Origin of the sequence: Streptomyces sp. NPDC053513 (genome assembly GCF_044544765.1) — a bacterium.
In the GTDB taxonomy this organism is placed as follows: domain Bacteria; phylum Actinomycetota; class Actinomycetes; order Streptomycetales; family Streptomycetaceae; genus Streptomyces; species Streptomyces litmocidini.
In genome coordinates, this window is the sequence record NZ_JBITXP010000001.1 from 504574 (window position 1) to 523064 (window position 18491).

The 18491-nt window shown below is 73.7% G+C and carries 18 protein-coding genes, 1 pseudogene and 1 riboswitch; of the genes and pseudogenes, 11 read left to right on the plus strand and 8 right to left on the minus strand.

Features of this window, described 5'->3' with window-relative positions:
- Positions 1–310 precede the first annotated feature (310 nt).
- Together ACIGW4_RS02080 and ACIGW4_RS02085 are read right to left on the minus strand one after the other, a co-directional pair.
- The gene (locus ACIGW4_RS02080; protein ID WP_123457028.1) at positions 311–688 is read right to left on the minus strand and encodes a peptidase inhibitor family I36 protein; all 378 of its coding nucleotides are present in this window, start codon (positions 686–688) and stop codon (positions 311–313) included.
- Positions 685–1332: a hypothetical protein gene (locus tag ACIGW4_RS02085; RefSeq protein ID WP_399577858.1), complete on the minus strand. Its 648-nt coding sequence runs from the start codon at positions 1330–1332 to the stop codon at positions 685–687. The genes ACIGW4_RS02080 and ACIGW4_RS02085 overlap by 4 nt, the downstream gene beginning before the upstream one ends.
- A gap of 150 nt (positions 1333–1482) precedes the next feature.
- Here ACIGW4_RS02085 and coaD point away from each other — a divergent pair, with 150 nt between their 5' ends.
- Entirely contained in the window at positions 1483–1950 is a 468-nt protein-coding gene (gene coaD / locus ACIGW4_RS02090; protein ID WP_399577859.1) for a pantetheine-phosphate adenylyltransferase, read from the plus strand.
- Here the strand turns inward: coaD and ACIGW4_RS02095 are convergent.
- On the minus strand, positions 1905–2591 hold the full coding sequence (locus tag ACIGW4_RS02095) for a hypothetical protein (protein WP_399577862.1): 687 nt from the start codon (positions 2589–2591) through the stop codon (positions 1905–1907). The two genes, coaD and ACIGW4_RS02095, sit on opposite strands and share 46 nt — an antisense overlap.
- Positions 2592–2703: 112 nt before the next feature.
- Positions 2704–3264 (minus strand): L,D-transpeptidase, encoded by a 561-nt coding sequence (locus tag ACIGW4_RS02100; RefSeq protein ID WP_123457025.1) that lies wholly within the window; start codon positions 3262–3264, stop codon positions 2704–2706.
- Between the two features lie 198 nt (positions 3265–3462).
- On the opposite strand from ACIGW4_RS02100, the gene ACIGW4_RS02105 reads away from it, so the two are divergent.
- Positions 3463–4674 carry a hypothetical protein gene (locus ACIGW4_RS02105; protein WP_399577865.1) on the plus strand — a complete coding sequence of 404 codons (1212 nt, stop codon included), beginning with the start codon at positions 3463–3465 and terminating at the stop codon, positions 4672–4674.
- Positions 4675–4731: 57 nt separating this feature from the next.
- On the opposite strand, the gene ACIGW4_RS02110 is transcribed toward ACIGW4_RS02105, so the two are convergent.
- Positions 4732–5772, minus strand: coding sequence for an NAD(P)-dependent alcohol dehydrogenase (locus ACIGW4_RS02110; protein ID WP_399577867.1), 1041 nt, complete (start codon positions 5770–5772; stop codon positions 4732–4734).
- Positions 5773–6164: 392 nt separating this feature from the next.
- On the opposite strand from ACIGW4_RS02110, the gene ACIGW4_RS02115 reads away from it, so the two are divergent.
- The 5 genes from ACIGW4_RS02115 (at position 6165) to ACIGW4_RS02135 (ending at position 11111) form a co-directional block, all read left to right on the plus strand.
- Positions 6165–6821: a beta-glucanase gene (locus tag ACIGW4_RS02115; RefSeq protein ID WP_399578181.1), complete on the plus strand. Its 657-nt coding sequence runs from the start codon at positions 6165–6167 to the stop codon at positions 6819–6821.
- A gap of 145 nt (positions 6822–6966) precedes the next feature.
- Entirely contained in the window at positions 6967–7698 is a 732-nt protein-coding gene (locus tag ACIGW4_RS02120; RefSeq protein WP_359591094.1) for a hypothetical protein, read from the plus strand.
- A 225-nt stretch (positions 7699–7923) separates the two neighbouring features.
- A complete protein-coding gene (locus tag ACIGW4_RS02125) occupies positions 7924–8976 on the plus strand; it encodes an iron-siderophore ABC transporter substrate-binding protein (RefSeq protein WP_123457020.1) in 1053 nt (350 codons plus the stop codon).
- A gap of 15 nt (positions 8977–8991) precedes the next feature.
- Complete coding sequence (locus ACIGW4_RS02130) at positions 8992–10026, plus strand: FecCD family ABC transporter permease (RefSeq protein WP_399577872.1); 1035 nt, start codon at positions 8992–8994, stop codon at positions 10024–10026.
- Entirely contained in the window at positions 10023–11111 is a 1089-nt protein-coding gene (locus ACIGW4_RS02135) for a FecCD family ABC transporter permease (protein ID WP_399577874.1), read from the plus strand. The genes ACIGW4_RS02130 and ACIGW4_RS02135 overlap by 4 nt, the downstream gene beginning before the upstream one ends.
- 65 nt (positions 11112–11176) lie before the next feature.
- Here ACIGW4_RS02135 and ACIGW4_RS02140 read toward each other — a convergent pair whose 3' ends face one another.
- Positions 11177–11752, minus strand: coding sequence for a histidine phosphatase family protein (locus ACIGW4_RS02140; RefSeq protein WP_123457017.1), 576 nt, complete (start codon positions 11750–11752; stop codon positions 11177–11179).
- A gap of 165 nt (positions 11753–11917) precedes the next feature.
- Positions 11918–11995: riboswitch (cobalamin riboswitch) on the plus strand.
- 60 nt (positions 11996–12055) lie between these two features.
- Between ACIGW4_RS02140 and ACIGW4_RS02145 the strand changes: the two genes are divergently transcribed.
- The 3 genes from ACIGW4_RS02145 to ACIGW4_RS02155 all read left to right on the plus strand — a co-directional run bounded on the left by ACIGW4_RS02145 (position 12056) and on the right by ACIGW4_RS02155 (position 13743).
- Entirely contained in the window at positions 12056–12283 is a 228-nt protein-coding gene (locus ACIGW4_RS02145; protein WP_123457016.1) for a CbtB-domain containing protein, read from the plus strand.
- Positions 12284–12297: 14 nt separating this feature from the next.
- Positions 12298–13125 (plus strand): CbtA family protein, encoded by an 828-nt coding sequence (locus ACIGW4_RS02150; RefSeq protein ID WP_399577878.1) that lies wholly within the window; start codon positions 12298–12300, stop codon positions 13123–13125.
- Between the two features lie 210 nt (positions 13126–13335).
- Positions 13336–13743, plus strand: coding sequence for a VOC family protein (locus ACIGW4_RS02155; RefSeq protein WP_398706645.1), 408 nt, complete (start codon positions 13336–13338; stop codon positions 13741–13743).
- Positions 13744–13789: 46 nt separating this feature from the next.
- Here ACIGW4_RS02155 and ACIGW4_RS02160 read toward each other — a convergent pair.
- Positions 13790–14395: pseudogene (locus ACIGW4_RS02160) on the minus strand (integrase core domain-containing protein); the annotation flags it as partial.
- A gap of 178 nt (positions 14396–14573) precedes the next feature.
- On the opposite strand from ACIGW4_RS02160, the gene ACIGW4_RS02165 reads away from it, so the two are divergent.
- Positions 14574–15599, plus strand: coding sequence for a LacI family DNA-binding transcriptional regulator (locus ACIGW4_RS02165; protein WP_399577880.1), 1026 nt, complete (start codon positions 14574–14576; stop codon positions 15597–15599).
- 68 nt (positions 15600–15667) lie between these two features.
- Here the strand turns inward: ACIGW4_RS02165 and ACIGW4_RS02170 are convergent, their stop codons facing one another.
- Complete coding sequence (locus ACIGW4_RS02170; RefSeq protein ID WP_399577882.1) at positions 15668–18436, minus strand: glycosyl hydrolase; 2769 nt, start codon at positions 18434–18436, stop codon at positions 15668–15670.
- Positions 18437–18491 lie beyond the last annotated feature (55 nt).

Sequence of the window (18491 nt, forward strand, 5' to 3'; positions counted from 1 at the left end):
GGGGTTCGCAGTGCCGGCGCACTGGGGGTCCTCGTGCCGAACCTTCGGGGTGCCTGTCGCGCACCCGCCGAGCGATCAGCCTTCCACCGGATCGCCCGTCCGTGCATGGCGTATAGCCGGTCCGGTGTTCATGACGGGCGACGCTACTTGATCAGCCGCGCCGGGACAAGGCGGGCCTCCCGCTTCCGCCCCGAGATGGCCGAAAGCGCATGCCCACCCCACAGGGCGCGCCCTTCCGCGAGCGGCTGGGCCCGTGTGCGGCCCGGGGCCCTGCCGGGCAACGGCCGGCAGGGCCCCGGGGCGTGGTGTCTCAGCAGCCGTGGGCCCACCGGTGGGAGTCGCCGCGGTCGTTGGCCACGCCGTTCCAGCTGACCTCCTGGCCGGGGGCGAGGCACAGGGTCATGTCGCCGCCCTGCCACGCCCCGTCGAAGATCTGCACGTGGGCCGGGATGCCGGGGCCCACGATGCCGTGGTTGGCCCAGGAGGAGTCGTTGTCGGCGATGTAGCCCTCCCACCAGCCGTCGTCGCCCTGCCAGTTCGCCCGCTGGCCCTGGTAGTCGGCGTGCTCCCAGGCGCAGAACTGGCCGCTCGGGCAGTCGACGGCGCCGGCCGGTGCGGCGGCGGCGAGGCTGCCGGTGAGGACGAGGAACGCCGCGGCGGCAGAGGTCAGGAACCTGCTGGTGGTCATGGGGAAGGAGTGCCTTTCTCAGGGGGGCGGCCGGCCAGGAGACCGGCCGCGCGCTGCACCGCGCGGTCGCGCAGGCGGTCATAGGTGGTGAGGTCGTCGCGGTGCGCGGCCCGGACACGGGCGAGACGGGCGGGCTCCAGCTTCGTCCGCAGCTGTTCCAGACCGCTGGCCCGGACGCACGCGGTGTCGTGGTCGGCGCAGGCGTCCCGGCGTGCCAGCGCGGCCCGGTAGGCGGCGTCCTCGCGGAGCGCGGCCCGGGCCTCGGGCCGCAGGTTGTTGACGGTGACCTCGGCGCGGAACCAGCGGGCCTGGTCGCCGTAGAGGTACCGCTGCGCTTCGGCCAGACAGCCGTCGGTGTGCGCGCGGACGGTGTAACCGGTGGCGAGCCTGATCGACAGCTCGGCGGGCCCGGTACCGAACAGGACCTCTTGCCGCGGGGGCGGCCCGGCGGCTCCGCACGCTCGCAGGCACCGGCCCACGAGGACCTGCTCGGCGGCGTGGATCAGGTCGCTGCGGCCCTGTTCCGAGACGGGCAGCGCCCGGTGCGGCCGCTCCGCCGTACAGGCCCCGGTGAGCAGTGCCGTCAGCATCACGGCCACCGCGGCCCGGCCCTTCACCCGCCTCGGGGGAGCGTCGATCCTCACGACAGCCCGAACGATCATGAGGCGCCGAGGGCACGGCACCCGTGGAACCGGTCACCGCATCGGAGCAGTCGTCCCGCCACGCCCCCTCGGGGCACCGTCGAAGCGGTCGTCGGACGGGGCGGCCGACCGATGTTGTTACCCTCTCCGATCATGCGAGCCCTCTTCCCAGGATCCTTCGACCCGGTCACACAAGGGCACCAGGACGTACTCCGGCGCGCCGCCCACCTGTTCGACGAGGTCGTCGTGTGCGTGATGTCCAACGCGAACAAGACCGGCCGCTTCCCCGTCCCGGAACGGCTGGACCGGCTCCGCGCGGCAGCGGCCGGCCTGAGCAACGTCACGGTCGACTCCCACACCGGCGGCCTGCTGGTCGACTACTGCCGCCGAACCGGAATCGACGTCGTCGTCCGCGGGGTCCGCGGCGTCGCCGACCTGGACCACGAGATGCCGATGGCCCGCATGAACCGCGAACTGGCGGGAGTCGAGACGTTCTTCATCGCCGCCGACCCCGCCCTGGCCCACGTCTCCTCCACCCTCGTCACCGCGATGAGCCGACAGGGCCGCGCCCCGGCTCACTCCTCGCCGGTCACGAACTCCCGGTCGCCGTACCGCACCTGAGCCCGGTCCCAGTCGGCGCCGAGGGCGGTCGTGAACCTGCGGGCCAGCGGCAGGTCGCCGACCGGAGCCACGAGGACGAGCCGGCCGTCGAGGGTGACGGAGCCGCCTCCCAGCTTGTCGCGGGCCTCCGGGTCCGCGACGAGCGCCTCCCGCAGGCCGCTCACGCGGACGCCGGGGACCTCGATCTCGACCGCGTCGGTCTCCGGCGACGTGCGCGGCAGGCAGCGGAAGGTGAGGACGGCCTCCTGCCTGTACTGCTTGGCGATGACGCCCGCGATGTGGCGGAGACCGTCGCGGCCGACCCTCTCGACGTCGAACTCGCGGGACCGCTCGTAGGTCGCCTGCTTCAGCTCCTCGGACCAGAAGACGCCGTCCAGCAGCTCCGACGCCCCCGGGCGGGCGCCGTGGGCGCGGATGATCCGCCGCCCCTCGTGTCCGAAGCGGGTGAGGCGGGTGTCGAGCCTCGGGTCGTCGGGGTCCGTGATGATCGCGGTGTTGTCGGTCGCGAAGACCTCCGCCGCCGGGCAGTCCTGCGGGGCGGGAACGGCGTACGCGCCCGGCGCGCTCGCGACCCCCAGCAGCAGGGCGGCGACGGTCGAGGCGAGGAGGCGGGCGCGGCGCCCGGTTTCGGCGTTCTTCATGGCGTGATCAACGAGCCCCGGTGAAGACCGTTGCGCCGCGTTCCGGGGACGCGCCCGCGTCCCGGGCGCGCCGGCCTGGGGCGGGCGCTCCCGGGACGCGGTGGGAGGCGGGTCAGGCGATGACCTTGAGGGTCTTCGCCTCTCCGTACGTGTCGAGGGTCCTGAACAGGGCCTTGATGTGGTTCGGGTGCAGCTTCACGCAGCCGAGGGACTTGTAGTCCCGGTCGCCGCGCCAGCGCGAGGCGCCGTTCACGGTCATGCGGCTGTGGATGAAGAGCTGGTCCCGGTTGGCGCCCTTGCCGCCCCTGCACCTCTTGTCGGCGAGCCGGATCGCGTACCCGTCGATGGCGTCGCCGTCGTAGGTCCTGGTGCGGAAGGAGATGGCGTACGTACCGTTCGGCAGCCATCCGCCGCTGTCGCCCCGGCCGACCCGGCACTCGTCGGTCGTCGTGCCCGAGCCGGCGCGCCACTGGCCGAGCACCCGCTTGCCGAGGTACGCGGTGAGCTTGGAGTACGTGGGGTGCTCCGGGTTCTTGTCGAAGACCAGCGTCACCGGGCCGCGGGCCTCACGGGTCCGGGGCGCGGCGGTGGCGGCGGTGCCCGCGGGGACGGCCAGGGCGAGGGCGAGGACGGTAGAGGCGAGGGCGAGGGCGCGTGTCCTGGAACGAAGCATGATCGTTCTCCTCCTGTCAGACGGTGGGAGCGCCGGGCCGTCGAGCGGCTCGGCGGAATCAGAATCCCGGGGGCCCGGCGGGGGTGGCAGTACTTTCGCCGGGGCGGCTCACCCGGCGTCGTTTCATCCCGGTCCCGGGGCCGACTCACTTCTCTGACCTGCGGGTTCGATCGGTCGTGGGACGGCGGAGGGATGACGATGGGTGAGGCGTTCGGCGCGACGGAGGGCGGCGCGGCCCGCGCGGAGCTCGCCCGCCGGATCGGTGCGGCGTGGACGCGGTCGGGTTGTCTGGCGCAGGAGCGGATCGAGGCCCGGCTCAAGTCCCGTTTCGCCGGCCGGGGCATGCGGGGGCTGAGCGATTCCAGCTTCAACCGCTACAAGGATCCGGAGGCCACCGCGTTGCCGGACGCGGAGGTGCTGGCGGCGTTGGCCGAGCTCTTCGGCGTCGGGGACGACGAGGGTGAGCGGTGGGCGCGGCTGTTGGAGGAGGCGCGGACCGAGGCGCGCAGGCGCAGGGCCGCCGTACGGGGGACGAAGGCGCCCCCGGAGCCGTCGGGCGGGGGCGAGGGCGCGGCGCCCGCCGATCCGACGGAACCGCCGGAGGAACGGCCGGGTCCGAGCACTCCGGCCGCTCCGACTCCTCCGGCCGTTCCAGCCGCTCCAGCCGCTCCAGCCGCTCCGAGGGCGGATCCCCCGACCTCCGACCCGCACCCGTCCCAGGCCCCGGCCGCGCACCCGCACCCATCCGCTGCGCGCGCCGGGGGACCCTGGTCCGGGCGGCGGCGCGTCGGTCGGCGGGTGGTCGTGGGCCTGGGCGTGCTGGGAGTGGTCGTGGCGGTCTGGGCGGTGTCCCGGCTGCCGTCCTCCCCCGCCGGCGGCCCGCCGACCGTCCCGTCGGCCGGTCGGGCCGCGCCGCCGGGCGGTGACGCGGCGGGGCCCCGCGCAGACGCCCTCGGAGGGCCGGTCGGGCCGCCGGCGGTCACCGGCACGGCGGCCCCCGGACCGATGACGGGCGACTACCGCTGCGGCAAGGTGCGGGCGGTGGAGCAGGCGGCGTGGAGCGCCTGCAGCCAGGTCCTCGACGGCGGCGACACCCTGCGGTTCGCCGTGCGGATCGACAACCCGGGCAGTCGCGCCGTGACCGTACGCGCGCGCCTGTCCTGGGTGCGGAGCCGTGTGGTGACGCCCTGTCCCGCGCCCTGGGGCACCGGGGTGCGTCTGACCGTCCCGGCCGGGCGGTCCGCCGTCACGCCGCTCGACGCCTGCCCCCGGAAGACCTCGCGTCCGAGTGCCTACCAGGCGATGGCCTGGGTGATCGGCGAGTCGGACATGGACTGGGGAGAACGGGAGACCTCCATGACGGTGCACGTCCAGCCGGACCGCTACCGCTGGAACGACCAGCTCCCCTGACCGGGCGTCACCGGGCTCGCCCCCACGGGGAACTGGCCGCCCGGCGCCCGCCGGGGTTCAGCCGTTCGGGAGGATGACCGCCCGGCCGTCGATCCGCCCCTCGTGCAGGCGCTCGTACGCCTCCGGCGCCTCCTCCAGGCCGTACGTCTCGACGTGGACGTCGACGGCGCCGGTCCGGGCCAGGTCGAACACCTCGATCAGTTCGGCGCGGGTCCCCCAGTACGGGGAGGTGACGGAGACCTCGTACGGCAGGGCGCCGAAGCCGACGGGCAGGGTGCCGCCGCCCAGGCCGACGATGGTGACGTCGCCCTCCACCGCCGCCATCACGCCGGCGGCCATCACGGTGGGCTGGGCACCGACGAAGTCGAGCACCGCCTCCGCGCCGCGGCCTCCGGTCAGGGCACGGACCGTGGGGGCGGCGGCCGCGTCGGACAGGACGGTGTCGTGCGCGCCGACGGTGCGGGCGAGGGCGAGCTTCTCCTCGGTGACGTCCAGGGCGACGACCCGGGCCGCGGTCATGGCGCGCAGCAGCTGGATGGCGACGTGGCCGAGCCCGCCGGTGCCGATGACGACGGCGGTGCTGCCGGGGACGAGCTTCGGCAGCGAGCGCTTGATGGCGTGGTACGGGGTGAGACCGGCGTCCGTGAGCGGCACGGCCCGCACCGGGTCGAGGTCGCCGAGCGGCACCAGGTGGCGCGGGCTGTCGACGATCATGTACTCGGCGATGGCGCCGGGCGCGCCGAGTCCGGGCGGCCTGATGCCGAGCTCCGCGGCTCGCAGGCAGTAGTTCTCCTTGCCCTGGGCGCACATGAAGCAGGTGCCGCAGCCCCAGGGTCCGTAGACGGCGACGGAGTCGCCGACGGCGACCCCCTCGGCGCCGGGGCCGAGTGCTGCGACGGTGCCGACGCCCTCGTGGCCGAGGGTCAGGGGCAGCGGGAAGGGCAGCTGGTCGGCGGACCAGCTCATCACGGCGATGTCGGAGTGGCAGACACCGGCGGCGGTGACCCGGAGGAGGACCTGACCGGGGCCCGGTTCCGGGTCGGGGACGTTGACGACCTCGGGCGGGGCGCCCACGGTGTGGTACTGGAGTGCCTTCATGACGTTGTCCTTCCGGTGGCTCGGCGGGCGGCGGGGGCGGCGTGCGCCTCCCGGCCGTGTCCGGCGAGGAGAGGGGTGTCGGTGCGACCGGGGCCGACGGCGTCGAACGGCGTCGAACGGCGTTGATACGTACCCCTTCCGGGGTGCGTTCGAGTGCCGCCGTCCCGGTGAGGCCGGGGGCGCCGGGCCGCGTCGCGGACGGTACCGCCCGGTCCGGCACGGTCGGTGACGACTTGTCGCCAATCGACCGCTCTCCAGGCGTGCACCGGGCGAGGCGGGGCAGATTGCCGGTGGGCCGACGGGGCCCGCGCGAAAGGAGGGACGCCGTGCTGAAGGACTTCTTCGCCCGGCTCCGGCGGGGCGGCGGGCGTCCCGGTGGAGGCGGTCCGGCAGTGACTCCCGCCGACCTCGTCCTCGACGCGGACTTCTCCTCCGTCGAGCAGTGGGTGGCGGGCCGCTCGTGGGCCTATCCCGACGGGGGGCCGACGAACCCCGGCGACAACAAGCTCGATCACCTGGTGGAGGACCCCTCGTACAGCCGGACGGGGACGTTCCGGGCCACCCGCAGGAGCGACGGCCTCTGGGACACCGGGCTGCTCACGACGGAGGGCAGTGCGGAGGGCTTCCAGGTGCGGGCGGGCGACGTCCTGGAGGCCCGGGTGCGCCTGCCCGAGGAGACGGGTGCCTGGCCGGCGATCTGGACCTGGCTCGACGGCGGGCAGGAGGTCGACGTCTTCGAGTACCACCCCGACAACCCCGACCTCCTGGAGCTGTCGAACCGGGTGCGGGGCCGGTACCTCTACTTCCGGGACCCGGCCGTCCGGCCCGGCGCGTGGGTGGACCTCCGGGTCGAGTTCGGGGCGCGGTCCGTGGTGTGGTGGGTCAACGGCGCCCGCGTCTTCGCCGACCGCCGGGGAGTGGGGCGTTCCTGGCGGGCCCATCTCATCGTGAACCTGTCGGTCTGCGCGGGCCGGTACCACCCGGCGCCCGACCCGGACGCGTCGGAGATGTCGTACGAGGTGGCGGAGTTGCGCGTGTACCGGCGCTGAACGTTCGCGCCCGGTCCTCTCCGCCGTCGACGCGGGCGCGGCGCGGGCGGGAAGGGTGCGTCGGGACGACGGGTGTTGCGTAGGCTCGAACGGAGCGTTCCGTGTGGCCGAAGCACCACGCCGTCCCCATGACGAGGAGGATCCTGTGAGCACCGCCGGAGAAGGACGGCAGCAGCTGGACGAGGCCAGTGTCCTCAACGCGAAGAGGACGCTGCTCCAGTTGCTCGCCCGAGCGGGCGTCTGGTCCGGCGACGCGGAGGAGCTGATCGGGTTCGTCGAGGCGGGCGCGCTGGCCCTCGCGTACGAGGAGGTCGGCGCGGCCGGGCGGAGCGCGCCCGAGGGGAAGGGCGAGGCGTACGCCTCCGGCTGGCTCGACGGGGCGCGGGCCGTCGCCGACGAGCTGGGCGCCGTCGCCGAGCGGGCGCTGAGGCACGCCGTCGCCTCGGATCCTTCGGCGGCCTCTCCGGACGACCGTCCGCCCGTGGGGCGGACGGAGCTGGAGCGGACCAAGGTGGCGGTGACTCCGCTCTACCTCTCCTTCGCCGACGTCTCCGATCTCGACCCGGAGGTCACCGAGCAGGTGCTGCGGGCCCTCCTCGGCACGATGAGCTCGCGTCAGCGGGCGGGGTACGCGGGGCGGCTCACCGAGTTCACCTCGTCCCACCGGGCGCGCCTGGAACGGCTGTACGCCGAGTACGGGCCGGGCAGCGCGATCGCGATCCACGGCCGGTACTCCCTGATCCACTCCCCCACCAGCGTCGCCGTCCTGGAACGGCTCGCCACGTCCCCGGCGGACCTGCACGAGGAGTGGGACGCCGCCGAGCTGCCGCCGGCGTGGCTGGACGGTCTGACGACGGCGTGGGAGGCGTCCGCCTGACGGCGCTTCACACGGCGGCCGGGCGACCGGCGCTCCCCGCACCCGCACCCCGCACCGGCCGGCCCGTCGCTCCCCGCCGAACGGGACCTGGCACTCCACCCCCAACAGAGATAGGTTAGGCTCACCTAACAAGCGCCTCGCGATGGCCGCTGCCTCGGCATTCCCATGCCTGGAGGGGCGTCGGGCGGGGCGTAGCACACCTCTGCCCGGAGACAAGGATCCGCCATGCCTTCTGTGTTCACCCCCTTCCGCCGCCGCGTTCTCGTGGCGGGCGCCGCCGCGGTCTCGCTCGGCCTCATGGTGACCGGGTGCGGCTCGGACGACGAAAAGGACGACGCGAAGGACACGGCGGCCAAGGCTCCGGCGGGGGCGTTCCCCGTCACCATCAAGAGCGCGCTCGGCGAGGCCGTCATCAAGGAGAAGCCGAAGCGCGTCGTCACCCTCGGCCAGGGCTCCGCCGAGACCGCCATCGCCCTCGGCAACGTCCCCGTCGGCATCGAGAGCTACCCGTGGGGCAGCGACAAGACCGGCTACCTGCCCTGGATCCACGACGCCGTGAAGAAGGCCGGCGCCACGCTGCCCAAGCAGTTCGACGGCGGCGAGGAGCTCGACATCGAGGCCATCACCGAGCTGGAGCCCGACGTCATCCTCGCCCCCTGGTCGGGCATCACGCAGAAGCAGTACGACCTCCTCAAGGACATCGCGCCGACCGTCGCCTACCCCGACAAGGCGTGGAGCACCGACTGGGACCAGCAGATCGAGATCGTCGCGAAGGCGCTCGGGCAGCCGGAGAAGGCCAAGGAGCTCACCTCCAAGATCGACAAGCAGCTCGCCGACGCCGCCGCCACGCGCCCGAACTACAAGAACGTCACGTTCTCGTACATCTACAACACCGGCCCCGGCACCCTCGGCGTCTTCAAGCCCGAGGAGCAGCGCGTCGCGATGGTCTCCAAGCTGGGTCTGAAGGTCGACCCGGTCGTGAACACCTTCAAGGAGACCGAGGGCACCGACTCCGCCCTCATCGGCCTGGAGAACGCCAACAAGCTCGCCAAGAGCGACATCGCCTTCACCTTCTACACGGACGAGAAGTCCCGCAAGGAGATCGAGGCGCAGCCGCTGTACGCGGCCATCCCGGCCGTGAAGAAGGGCGCCCTCGTCCACAGCGACGACCAGCCCTTCGTCACCGCCTCGTCGATGATCAACCCGCTGACGGTGCCGTACAGCATCGAGCGGTACCTCCCGATGATCGACAAGGCCGTCGCCAAGGCCGGGAAGTAGCGGCGGGCCTCCGGCGTGACCACTCTCTCCCGGATCGGGCAGGGCCCCGCCGTCGTACGGCGGGGCCCTGCCCGGCACCTCGCAGCCGCCGCCCTGTGTCTGGTCCTGCTCGCCCTGGCGGTCCTCGCCAGTGTGATGTTCGGCAGCAAGCCGACGTCCGCCGCCGACGTCCTCCGGGTCGTCACCGGTGACGGCAACGGCTATCTCCGCACCGTCGTCGAGAGCCGTTATCCACGCACCGCGCTCGGCCTGCTCGCGGGCCTCTGCCTGGGCGTCGCCGGCACGTTGATGCAGGGCATCACCCGCAATCCGCTCGCCGAGCCGGGACTCCTCGGCATCAACGCGGGCGCGTCCGCCGCCATCGTCTCCGCGACCGCGTTCCTCGGTGCCGCCGGGCAGCACGAGACCATCTGGTGGGCCCTCGCCGGTGCCCTGGCGACCGGTGTGGTCGTCCACCTCATCGGCACGGCGGGCGGCGGCAGCGGGCCGGTCCGCCTGGTGCTCGCCGGGGCGGTGCTCGCCGCCGTCCTCGCCGCGTTCATCCAGGCCGTCGCGCTGTCCCGGCCGCAGGTCTTCGACACGTACCGCTACTGGGTGGTGGGTTCGCTCGGCGGGCGCGGCTTCGACGCCTTCTGGGCCGTCCTGCCGTTCGCCGCCGTCGGTTTCGTCCTCGCCGTGCTCCTCGCGCCGGGGCTCAACGCCATGGCGATGGGCGACGACAAGGCCACCTCCCTCGGCATCAGCCCCGCCCGCGTCAAGGGCGCGGGGCTCCTCGCGGCGACGCTGCTCAGCGCCGCCGCGACGGCCGCCGTCGGCCCCATCGCCTTCGTCGGACTCGCCGTCCCGCACCTCGTCCGGGCGCTCGTGGGCACCGACTTCCGCCTGCAGATCCTCTTCACCTCGCTCACGGGACCCGCCCTGCTGCTGTTCGCCGACGTCATCGGCCGGGTGCTGCTCCGTCCGCAGGAGCTCATGGTCGGCGTCGTCACCGCCTTCGTGGGCGCGCCCGCGCTGCTGTTCGCCGTCCGTCGTATGAGGGGAGCGGCATGAAGACCGCCGAGCGGATCGAGACCCCGGCCGTGACGGCGTCGCGGCCCGTACGGCCCGCGGGCCGTGGCCTCCTGCGGATCGGGCCGTGGGTCGCCGTCCCCGTACGGCGCCGCACCGCGATCGCCGCCGCGGTGACGCTGCTGCTGCTCCTCGGGGCGGCCGTGGCGACCCTCTCCCTGGGCCGTCTCGGCATCGACCCGGCCGACCTTCCGTCGGCACTGGCGGGCGAGGCCAGGGGCAAGAACGCCTTCGTGCTGAACCGGCTGCGCGGTCCGCGGCTCGTCGTCGCCCTCGCCACCGGCGCGGCCTTCGGCCTGTCCGGGGCCCTCTTCCAGTCTGTCACCCGCAACCCGCTGGGCAGCCCCGACGTCATCGGGCTCGGCGCCGGTTCCGGTGCGGGCGCGGCGGCCGCCGCGCTGTTCTTCCCCGACCTCGTGCCGGTGCCCGTCGGCGCGCTGCTCGGTGCCGTGATCGCCATGGCGGTCGTCTACTTCTCCACGGGGTCGGGCTTCCGCAATCCGGGGCGCCTGGTGGTGGCCGGCATCGGTGTGTCCGCGATGTCGACGGCCCTCACCCAGTACGTGGTCTACGCCGTCGAGCGGGACAAGGCGAGCGCGCTGACCGCGTACATCAACGGCAGCCTCGCCGCCCGCTCCTGGGAGGACGCGCGGACGATCTGGCTGGTGCTGCTCGTCTGCCTGCCGCTCGCCGCGCTCCTCGCCCGGCCGCTGGGCATCGGCGAGATGGGCGACGACCTGGCGACCGGCCTGGGCGCCCGCCCGGCCCGTACGGCGACCGCGGCGGTCTCGCTGTCGATCGTCCTCTCCGCCGGGGCGGTCAGCGTCGCCGGACCGATCGCCTTCGTCTCCCTGACGGCACCGCAGATCGCCAAGCGGATCACCCGCGGCGGCGGCCCGCACCTGGTCATGTCGACCCTGCTCGGCGCCCTGCTGCTGGTCCTCGCCGACCTCGCCGCCCAGCAGCTGCCGCTCTTCGACAACCTCCCGGTCGGCCTGTACACGATGGCCGTCGGAGGCGCGTACCTCGGCTATCTGCTGCTGCGGGAGTGGAAGCGTCCGGCCTGACCGGTCCGGCCCGACCGGTCGGGCCCGACCCAGCCCCCTGACCGGCCCCCGGCCTGACGGGCCGTCTACCGCGGCGGTACGAGCGGCTCGCCCGGGCGCAGGTTCCAGCGCCCGGCACGGCCGCTGAGGTGGACGGCGGTCAGGGGGCGGACGTCCAGACGCCAGGCCGTCGCGTCCGGCGCGGCGAGGGCGTGCACCATCGCGGCGCGGATCACGTCCGGTTCGGCGACCGCGGTGACACGGCCGGATCCGTCCCGGAGGCCGTCGAGCCAGCGGCCGACCCTGACCCGCAGGTCGCGCAGGGACTCCCCGCCGTGCGGGGCCGCCGCGGGATCGGACAGCCAGGCGGCGACCCCGGCCTCCTCGGCGGCGGCCACGGCCTCCAGGGTCCGCCCGCGCCACCGGCCCATGGCGCAGCCGGCGAGTTCGTCGAGGGGCTCCGCGGACAGGCCCAGGGCCCGCGCCGTGTCACGGCAACGCCGGGACGGGGAGGCGTACGCGCGCGGGGACGGGCCGACGGCGGAGGCGACGGCCTCGGCGCGGGCGGTGCCCGCCGGGTCGAGAGGGCCGTCGTCGTCGAACCGCACCTCGCGGAGCGCTTCGCCCGTCGCGGGCGAGATCAGCGTCAACCGGACTGTCATCGGGATCCTTTGCGGCGGGCGGGACGGCGGGGCCGTGGTGGCCGGAGTGGTGCGCGGGACTCTACCCGGGAGCGTACGAAGGTGATCCAGGCCTCACGCCCTTGGCGGCGGCTCCCCCGCGCGGTACGGTCAGGCGACATTTGAACAGCGTGACGACGGCGAGACGGAAGCCCGGTGAGAATCCGGCACGGTCGCGCCACTGTGAGCCGCGGCGCCCCCAGGGGAGGTCACGGCGAGTCAGACCCGTGGACCGTCGTCCTGCACCACCGTATGGGACGCGAGTTCCCAACAGGAGGTTCCATCATGGCCGAGGCCGTCGTCTCCGCTGCCGTTCCCGCCCCTTCCGTCGCCGTACCGGCTCCGCTCCCCGTGCGCGCGGTGCTCCCCTGGGCCTTCTTCGTCGGGCTCCTCGCACTGGTCGCGCTGTACTTCGTCGGCGCCGAGCAGGGCGCCACCTCGCTGATCGCCGGCACCGACGTGCACGAGTGGGTGCACGACGGACGCCACCTGCTCGGCTTCCCCTGCCACTGAGGGGCGACCGGCACATGCACGCCTCGACCGTTCGATCCCTGCTGGTCCGCGGCATGCTCGCGGGCCTGATCGCGGGGCTGTTCGCCTTCGCCGTGGCCTATGCGGTGGGTGAGCCCCCCGTGAACGGCGCGATCGCCGTGGAGGAGGCCAAGGCCGCCGGGGAGGCCCCGGCAGGCCACGGGTCCCACGCGGGACACGGCGGCGGCACCGTCGCCGTGGAGGCCGCCGAGGAAGAGGAGGAGGGGATCAGCCGCTCCGCCCAGTCGACCTTCGGCCTCGCCACCGGTGTCCTCGTCTACGGCGTGGCGCTCGGCGGCATCGCGTCCCTGGCGTTCTCCTTCGCGCTGGGCCGCGTCGGCCGCTTCAGTCCCCGGGCGACGGCGGCGCTCACGGCAGCCGCCGCGTTCGCCACCGTCTATCTGGTGCCGTTCCTCAAGTACCCGGCGACCCCTCCGGCCGTCGGCAATCCGGACACCATCGGGAAGCGCACCACCCTGTTCTTCCTGATGATCCTGCTCAGCGTGCTGCTCGGGATCGCCGCCCTGATCGCCGGGCGGCGGCTCGCGCCGCGCCTGGGGAACTGGAACGCCACCCTGGCGGCCGGCGTCGGCTTCGTCGTCGTGACGGCGGTCGCCTTCGCCGTCCTGCCGGACAACGAGGACGCCGTCGCGACGGGCTTCCCGGCCGGGCTGCTCTGGGAGTTCAGGCTCGCCTCCCTGGCCGTCCAGGCGGTGCTGTGGGCGGTGTTCGGGATCGTCTTCGGCGTCCTCGCGCAGAAGACGCTTGCGCCCCGGGCGGCCGCCGACCAGGAGGCCCGGCTCGGGGCCGCCACCGTCGGCTGACCGGCGGGCCCTTCCGCGACGCCGCCCCGTCCACCCCTCCGGTGGGCGGGGCGGCGCCGTCGTCCCGGCTGCGCGCGCCCACGACGACGGCCAGCCGGGGCGGCGGCTCGTCCGTCCGTCCATCCATCTGTCCGTCCGTCCGTCCGTCCGTCACATTCTCCCGCCGGGATCCGTCAGTGCGGCAGGAACGACGGACGAAAGGACACCACCATGCTGACGAACATCATGTACGTGACGCTCTACGTCACCGACCAGGAGCGCGCGCTGCGGTTCTACACGGAACAGCTCGGCCTGGAGAAGCGCGTCGACCACTCCGGCGCCGAGGGACGCTTCCTCACCGTCGGCGTCCCCGGCAGTGCGACCGAGATCGTCCTCTGGCCGCACGCGGCGTCGGCCGGGCAGCCGGCCGGGGCACAGGCGGGCACCGCGCCCGGCCCGCTGTTCCTCGAATCGGACGACCTGCGGGCGGACTTCAAGGTGCTGCGCGACCGCGGCGTGACCTTCGACCAGGCCGAACCGGACGACTACGGGTTCGGGATCCGCATCGAGGCGGTGGACCCGGACGGCAACCGGATCTCACTGCGCCAGCGCGGCGGGGCGAGCCGCGGCGACGGCTGACGCGCCGGGCGGGGCGGCCCCGGTCGCACGGGGCCGCCCCGCCGGGCTAGGTGTATTGACCGGCAGCGTTGTTGACGCGGCTGATCGGCGGGTGTCCGTCGAGTGCGGTGTGGCAGCGGTGGTGGTTGTAGGTGTGGAGGAAGTCTGCCAGGGCTTCGGTCCGTTCGGTGTTGGAGGTGTAGGGCCGTAGGTAGGCCCACTCGTCCAGGAGGGTGCGGTTGAAGCGTTCGACCTTGCCGTTGGTCTGCGGCCGGTAGGCCCGGGTCGGCTTGCCGTTCGCGCCGAGTTTGGCGAGGGCGGCCTTCCAGGCCAGGCCCTTGCGGTAGGCCCAGGCGTTGTCGGTCAGGACCCGCTCGATGCGGTCGATGCCCTGGCTGTGGAAGAAGGCGGCCGCGCGGGTCAGGAAGCCGGCGCAGGTGGCGACCTTCTCGTCGCCGTGGATCTCGCTGTAGGCCAGGCGGGAGTGGTCGTCGACGGCGGAGTGGACGTAGTCGAAGCCCATGCCGCGGATCGGGCGGCCGGCCTGGCGGCCGTTGGTCTTGTGGCCGCCGCCGTCGGGGATCCGGCCGAGCTTCTTCACGTCCACGTGGATCAGCTCGCCGGGTCGCTCGCGCTCGTAACGGCGGATCACCACTCCGGTCGGGCGGTCGAGCGCGGGTCAATACACCTAGTCCCGGCCCGGGAGGGGGCAACGAGGTTTTCGCGGGCTCTGGGAGCGCTCTCAAAAAGGGGCGGCCACAGATATCCTGGTCCGCGCGGGACCGCGCGCCACCCCTCGGACGCGCCCGCCGCACGCCCCGTACAGCCGACGCAGCAGAGGAGCGCACGCCTTGCCCGAGCAGAGCACGGGGCCCCGTCCCACGCTGGAAGCCGTCGCCGACCGCGCCGGGGTCTCCCGCGCCACGGCCTCCCGGGTCGTCAACGGCGGGGCGGGCGTGCGTGCTCCGCTGGTGGAGAGGGTGCTCCGGGCCGTCGAGGAGCTCGGGTACGTGCCGAACCACGCGGCCCGCACCCTGGTCACCCGGCGCAACGGCGCCGTGGCCGTGATCATCGCCGAACCCGAGTTCCGGATCTTCTCGGACCCGTTCTTCGAGCAGCAGGTGCGCGGGATCAGCCGGGAACTGACCGCCCACGACGCCCAGCTGGTGCTCCTGTGGGTGGAGGGCCCCGGGGACCACGAGCGGATCTCGCGCTACCTCGGCGGCGGGCACGTCGACGGCGCGCTGGCGTTCTCGCTGCACAGCGACGACGCCCTGCCGGCCGTGATCGAGCGGGCCCGGATCCCGGTGGTCTTCGGCGGGCGGCCCGCGCCGGGGACCGACCCGGCGGTGCCCTTCGTCGACTGCGACAACCGCGGTGGCGCCAGGGAGGCGGTGCGGCACCTGGTGGGGCTCGGGCGGCGGAACGTCGCGCACATCTCCGGTCCCCCCGACCAGACGTCCGCGATCGACCGGATCCACGGCTACCGGGACGTCCTCCTCGACGCCGATCCCGCGCTGCTGTGCCGCGGCGACTTCACGGAGGAGAGCGGGGCCCGCGCGATGGCGGAGCTCCTCGGCCGGCGGCCCGACGTCGACGGCGTGTTCGTCGCCAACGACCTGATGGCCTCGGGGGCGTTGCGGACCCTGCGGGAGCGCGGGGTGCGGGTTCCGGAGGACGTGGCGGTGGTCGGTTTCGACGACATGGCCTCGGTGGTCGACCGGACCGTCCCGGCCCTCACCACCGTGCACCAGGACATCGAGGGGATGGGCCGGCTGATGGTGAAGCTGCTCATGCGCCTGCTCGACGGCACCGGGCCCGCGGTCCCGGCCTCCGTGATCACCCCGACCTCGCTGGTCCGCCGCGCCTCCGCCTGACGGCGTGCGGAAGGCGGCGGGTCCCGGGGAGCACCCGGGGCCCGCCGCCTTCTCGTGTGACGGCCGGGTCAGTCGTACGGGATGACGAGGACGGACCGGTCCGTGCCCGTCCGGAGGCGTGAGTCGCCGTTGCCGATCGCGCTCCAGACCTCCAGCCGGACCGTGCCGCCGCGCAGGTCGCCGAGCGTGCCGGTGGCGGACTTCAGGCCGCGGGACTGGGCGTACTCCTCCCAGCCGGTGACCGGGTCCGTCGCGAAGTACTGGTACGTCTCCGTCCGGTCGAAGGTGCCGTCGCCGGTGAGGTCGTAGCTGACGCGGGCCTGCTGCCCGAGTCCGACCGTCGCGCCGGCGTCCACCTGGAGGCGGAAGGCGGTCGAACCGCCGCTCCTGAGCGTGCCGTTGACGTTCCTTGCCTCGTAGACGAGGGGGCGGTACGGGGTGCCGTCGTGGTTGGCGCCCTGTGCCGAGGCGATGGTGTCGCTGCCCTCCGTGGCTCCGCCGGCCGTGGTGAGGGTGCCGCCGGTGCGGAGCTGGAAGGTGTCGCCCGTGGAGGGCTCCGGGCCCGGGTCGGTGCCGCCCGTGCCGGTGCCGGTCGCGGTGGAACGGGCGGGTACGGAGAGGGACTTGCCGTCGGAGAAGGTGACCGTCCGGGCGGTCGAGCCGTGGTTGTGGGCCACGTAGGTGCGGGTGGTGCCCTTGGTGAAGACGGCGGAGGTGGGGAGGGAGCCGGTGACCGTCGCGTCGGGCGCGCCGAGGGTGTCGAGCGCCGTGAGCCAGTGGTAGGTGTGGGCCTTGGACTCCCCCGCCTCCGGGGTGTATCCGCCGTTGCCGGCGTCCCACTTGGCCTTGGCGGCGCCGGGGTCGGCCAGGGACTGGAACTCCCAGAGGATGTCGCGCCATTCGACGGCGGGGCCGCCGTTCTCGCGTTCCATCTCGGCGATGTTGCGCCGGACGGCGTCCTTGTGGCCGGCGAGGTGGAGCGAACCGCCCGTGATCGGAAGCGCGTTGATGCCGTGGATCTCCTCCGGGTTCGCGGTCCACCAGGTGGAGTAGGCGGCGCCGCTGCCCCAGACCATGCCGACGGTGTCGTGCTGGAAGGCGGCCGGGAAGACCTGCTGGTCGGCGTCGAACCAGTACTGGGCGACGGCCTCGCCCTCGGTGGTCAGCAGGTAGGTGCCGAGGTCGCGCAGCTGGGTGTCGCCGGTGGCCGAGCCCCAGAGGACGAGTGCGGCGCTGAGGTTGGTCGACTCCGAGGAGGACTCCTGGTTGTTTCCGGCGGCGAAGCCCTGGTGGCCGCTGGCCCAGCTGTGTCCGGCGTAGACGTCGAAGCCGCGGAGGAAGGGGAAGGCGCCGTCGGTGCGGCTGGGGTTGGCGGTGTCCCGGACCAGGGTCTTCACCATCGCGCCCCACCCGGAGTCGGCGGCCCAGGCCGGGTCGTACTGGGCGACGATCGCGGCCGCGTACACGTAGTAGCCGTAGTGGAAGTGGTGGTCGTTGAGTTCGGTGTCGCTGCCGTAGGAGGCCGGGTAGCCGATGAGGGTCTTCCAGGTCCGGTCGTACGAGAACTCGTTGGCGCCGCCGGCCGTGAACCAGTCCTGGAGCCGGCCCTTGATCAGGCCGAGGAGCTTGTCGCGGATCGCGCCCTCGCCGATCTGGTCGGCGAGCGGGACCAGTTGGGCGAGCTTGCCGAGGGCCTTGCCGGTCCAGTACGTGTCGACGGCGCCGGAGAAGGGGTCGGCGGAGTTCGCGACCTCGTTGAGGTGGCCGCGCAGCCGGGCGGGGTCCACGCCGGCGCCGGGGAGCGCCGGCAGGGTGGCGGCGGCGCGCTGGGAGGTCGTGAAGGAGGTGGCCTCGCGGACCTTCATGGTGCCGCGCGGGGAGACGTACGTGTACGGGGTGAGCGGGTCGGCCGTGTGCAGCCACTGGTGGCGGTAGAGCGCCTGGAGGGTGCCCCGTTCGGTGCCTTCCTTCGCCTCGGTGGTGAGGGTGTAGGTGGCGCGGACGGTGCCCGCGTCGTAGCTCCAGTTCACCGTGGAGCCGGTGACGAAGCTGTACGCGTACTTCCGGTAGGTCGCGAGGGCGTCGGTGGAGGGCAGGACGGCGACGGAGAAGTAGTCCTTGCCGCCGAGGCCGGCGGTGACGGTCGTGCCGGAGACGTTCCAGTCGGTGCCGGTGGGCGCGAAGAGGGCGTAGTGGTGGCCCGCGACGGTGACGCCGAGGACGTTGCCCTGGTCGGCGAAGACGGCGGGCGGCTCGGCGGTGGTGATCCGGGCGTCGCCGCCGCTGCCCTTGGCGTACACGAAGGGCAGGCCGTGGCCGATGGTGGTGCGCAGGGTGCGGGTGCCGTCGGACCAGTAGGGGGTGACGGTCCAGTCGGACCAGGCGTCGGCCCTGGTGTCGGGCGAGTTGAGACCGGTGAGGCCGAGGGTGAGGTCGCGCTTGTGGGCGAACTCGTACTGCCGTCCGTCGCCGACGACGGCGGGGTTCGTGGGGTAGCCGATCTCCAGGCCGCCGGCGACGGCCTGATAGGTGAGCGGGTGGCCGTACATGGGGGTGGAGTACGGGTTGTCCCCGTACCGCTGGAAGGCGAGGGAGGACCACCAGTCGTTGGTGGGGACCGGCTTGCCCTGGGCGGCCGGGGTGACCTTGGGGGTGACGGGGGCGCCGGTGTCGGTGGTGGGGCCCGAGGTTCCGGCGGGGCGGGTGTCGGAGTAACTTCCGGCACCCGCCGGGACGGTGGCCGCCGCCGCGGGACCGGCGGCGGGGCCGAGTCCCAGGGCGGCGAGGGCGGATACCAGGACCAGCGCTGCGGCCGGCCTGCTGCGGGGGGCTGGCATGAAGGAGCACCTCATGTCGTCGCGGCGGATGGGGGCGTGTACGGGGAGAGGTGTG

Bases quoted from the DNA above. Each gene is read 5' to 3' on its own strand.
- ACIGW4_RS02080 (WP_123457028.1), bottom strand. From the start codon at position 688: ATGACCACCAGCAGGTTCCTGACCTCTGCCGCCGCGGCGTTCCTCGTC.
- ACIGW4_RS02150 (WP_399577878.1), top strand. From the start codon at position 12,298: ATGCACGCCTCGACCGTTCGATCCCTGCTGGTCCGCGGCATGCTCGCG.
- ACIGW4_RS02125 (WP_123457020.1), top strand. From the start codon at position 7,924: ATGCCTTCTGTGTTCACCCCCTTCCGCCGCCGCGTTCTCGTGGCGGGC.
- ACIGW4_RS02095 (WP_399577862.1), bottom strand. From the start codon at position 2,591: ATGAAGAACGCCGAAACCGGGCGCCGCGCCCGCCTCCTCGCCTCGACC.
- ACIGW4_RS02110 (WP_399577867.1), bottom strand. From the start codon at position 5,772: ATGAAGGCACTCCAGTACCACACCGTGGGCGCCCCGCCCGAGGTCGTC.
- ACIGW4_RS02140 (WP_123457017.1), bottom strand. From the start codon at position 11,752: ATGACAGTCCGGTTGACGCTGATCTCGCCCGCGACGGGCGAAGCGCTC.
- ACIGW4_RS02105 (WP_399577865.1), top strand. From the start codon at position 3,463: ATGGGTGAGGCGTTCGGCGCGACGGAGGGCGGCGCGGCCCGCGCGGAG.
- ACIGW4_RS02170 (WP_399577882.1), bottom strand. From the start codon at position 18,436: ATGCCAGCCCCCCGCAGCAGGCCGGCCGCAGCGCTGGTCCTGGTATCC.
- ACIGW4_RS02155 (WP_398706645.1), top strand. From the start codon at position 13,336: ATGCTGACGAACATCATGTACGTGACGCTCTACGTCACCGACCAGGAG.
- ACIGW4_RS02135 (WP_399577874.1), top strand. From the start codon at position 10,023: ATGAAGACCGCCGAGCGGATCGAGACCCCGGCCGTGACGGCGTCGCGG.
- coaD (WP_399577859.1), top strand. From the start codon at position 1,483: ATGCGAGCCCTCTTCCCAGGATCCTTCGACCCGGTCACACAAGGGCAC.
- ACIGW4_RS02145 (WP_123457016.1), top strand. From the start codon at position 12,056: ATGGCCGAGGCCGTCGTCTCCGCTGCCGTTCCCGCCCCTTCCGTCGCC.
- ACIGW4_RS02100 (WP_123457025.1), bottom strand. From the start codon at position 3,264: ATGCTTCGTTCCAGGACACGCGCCCTCGCCCTCGCCTCTACCGTCCTC.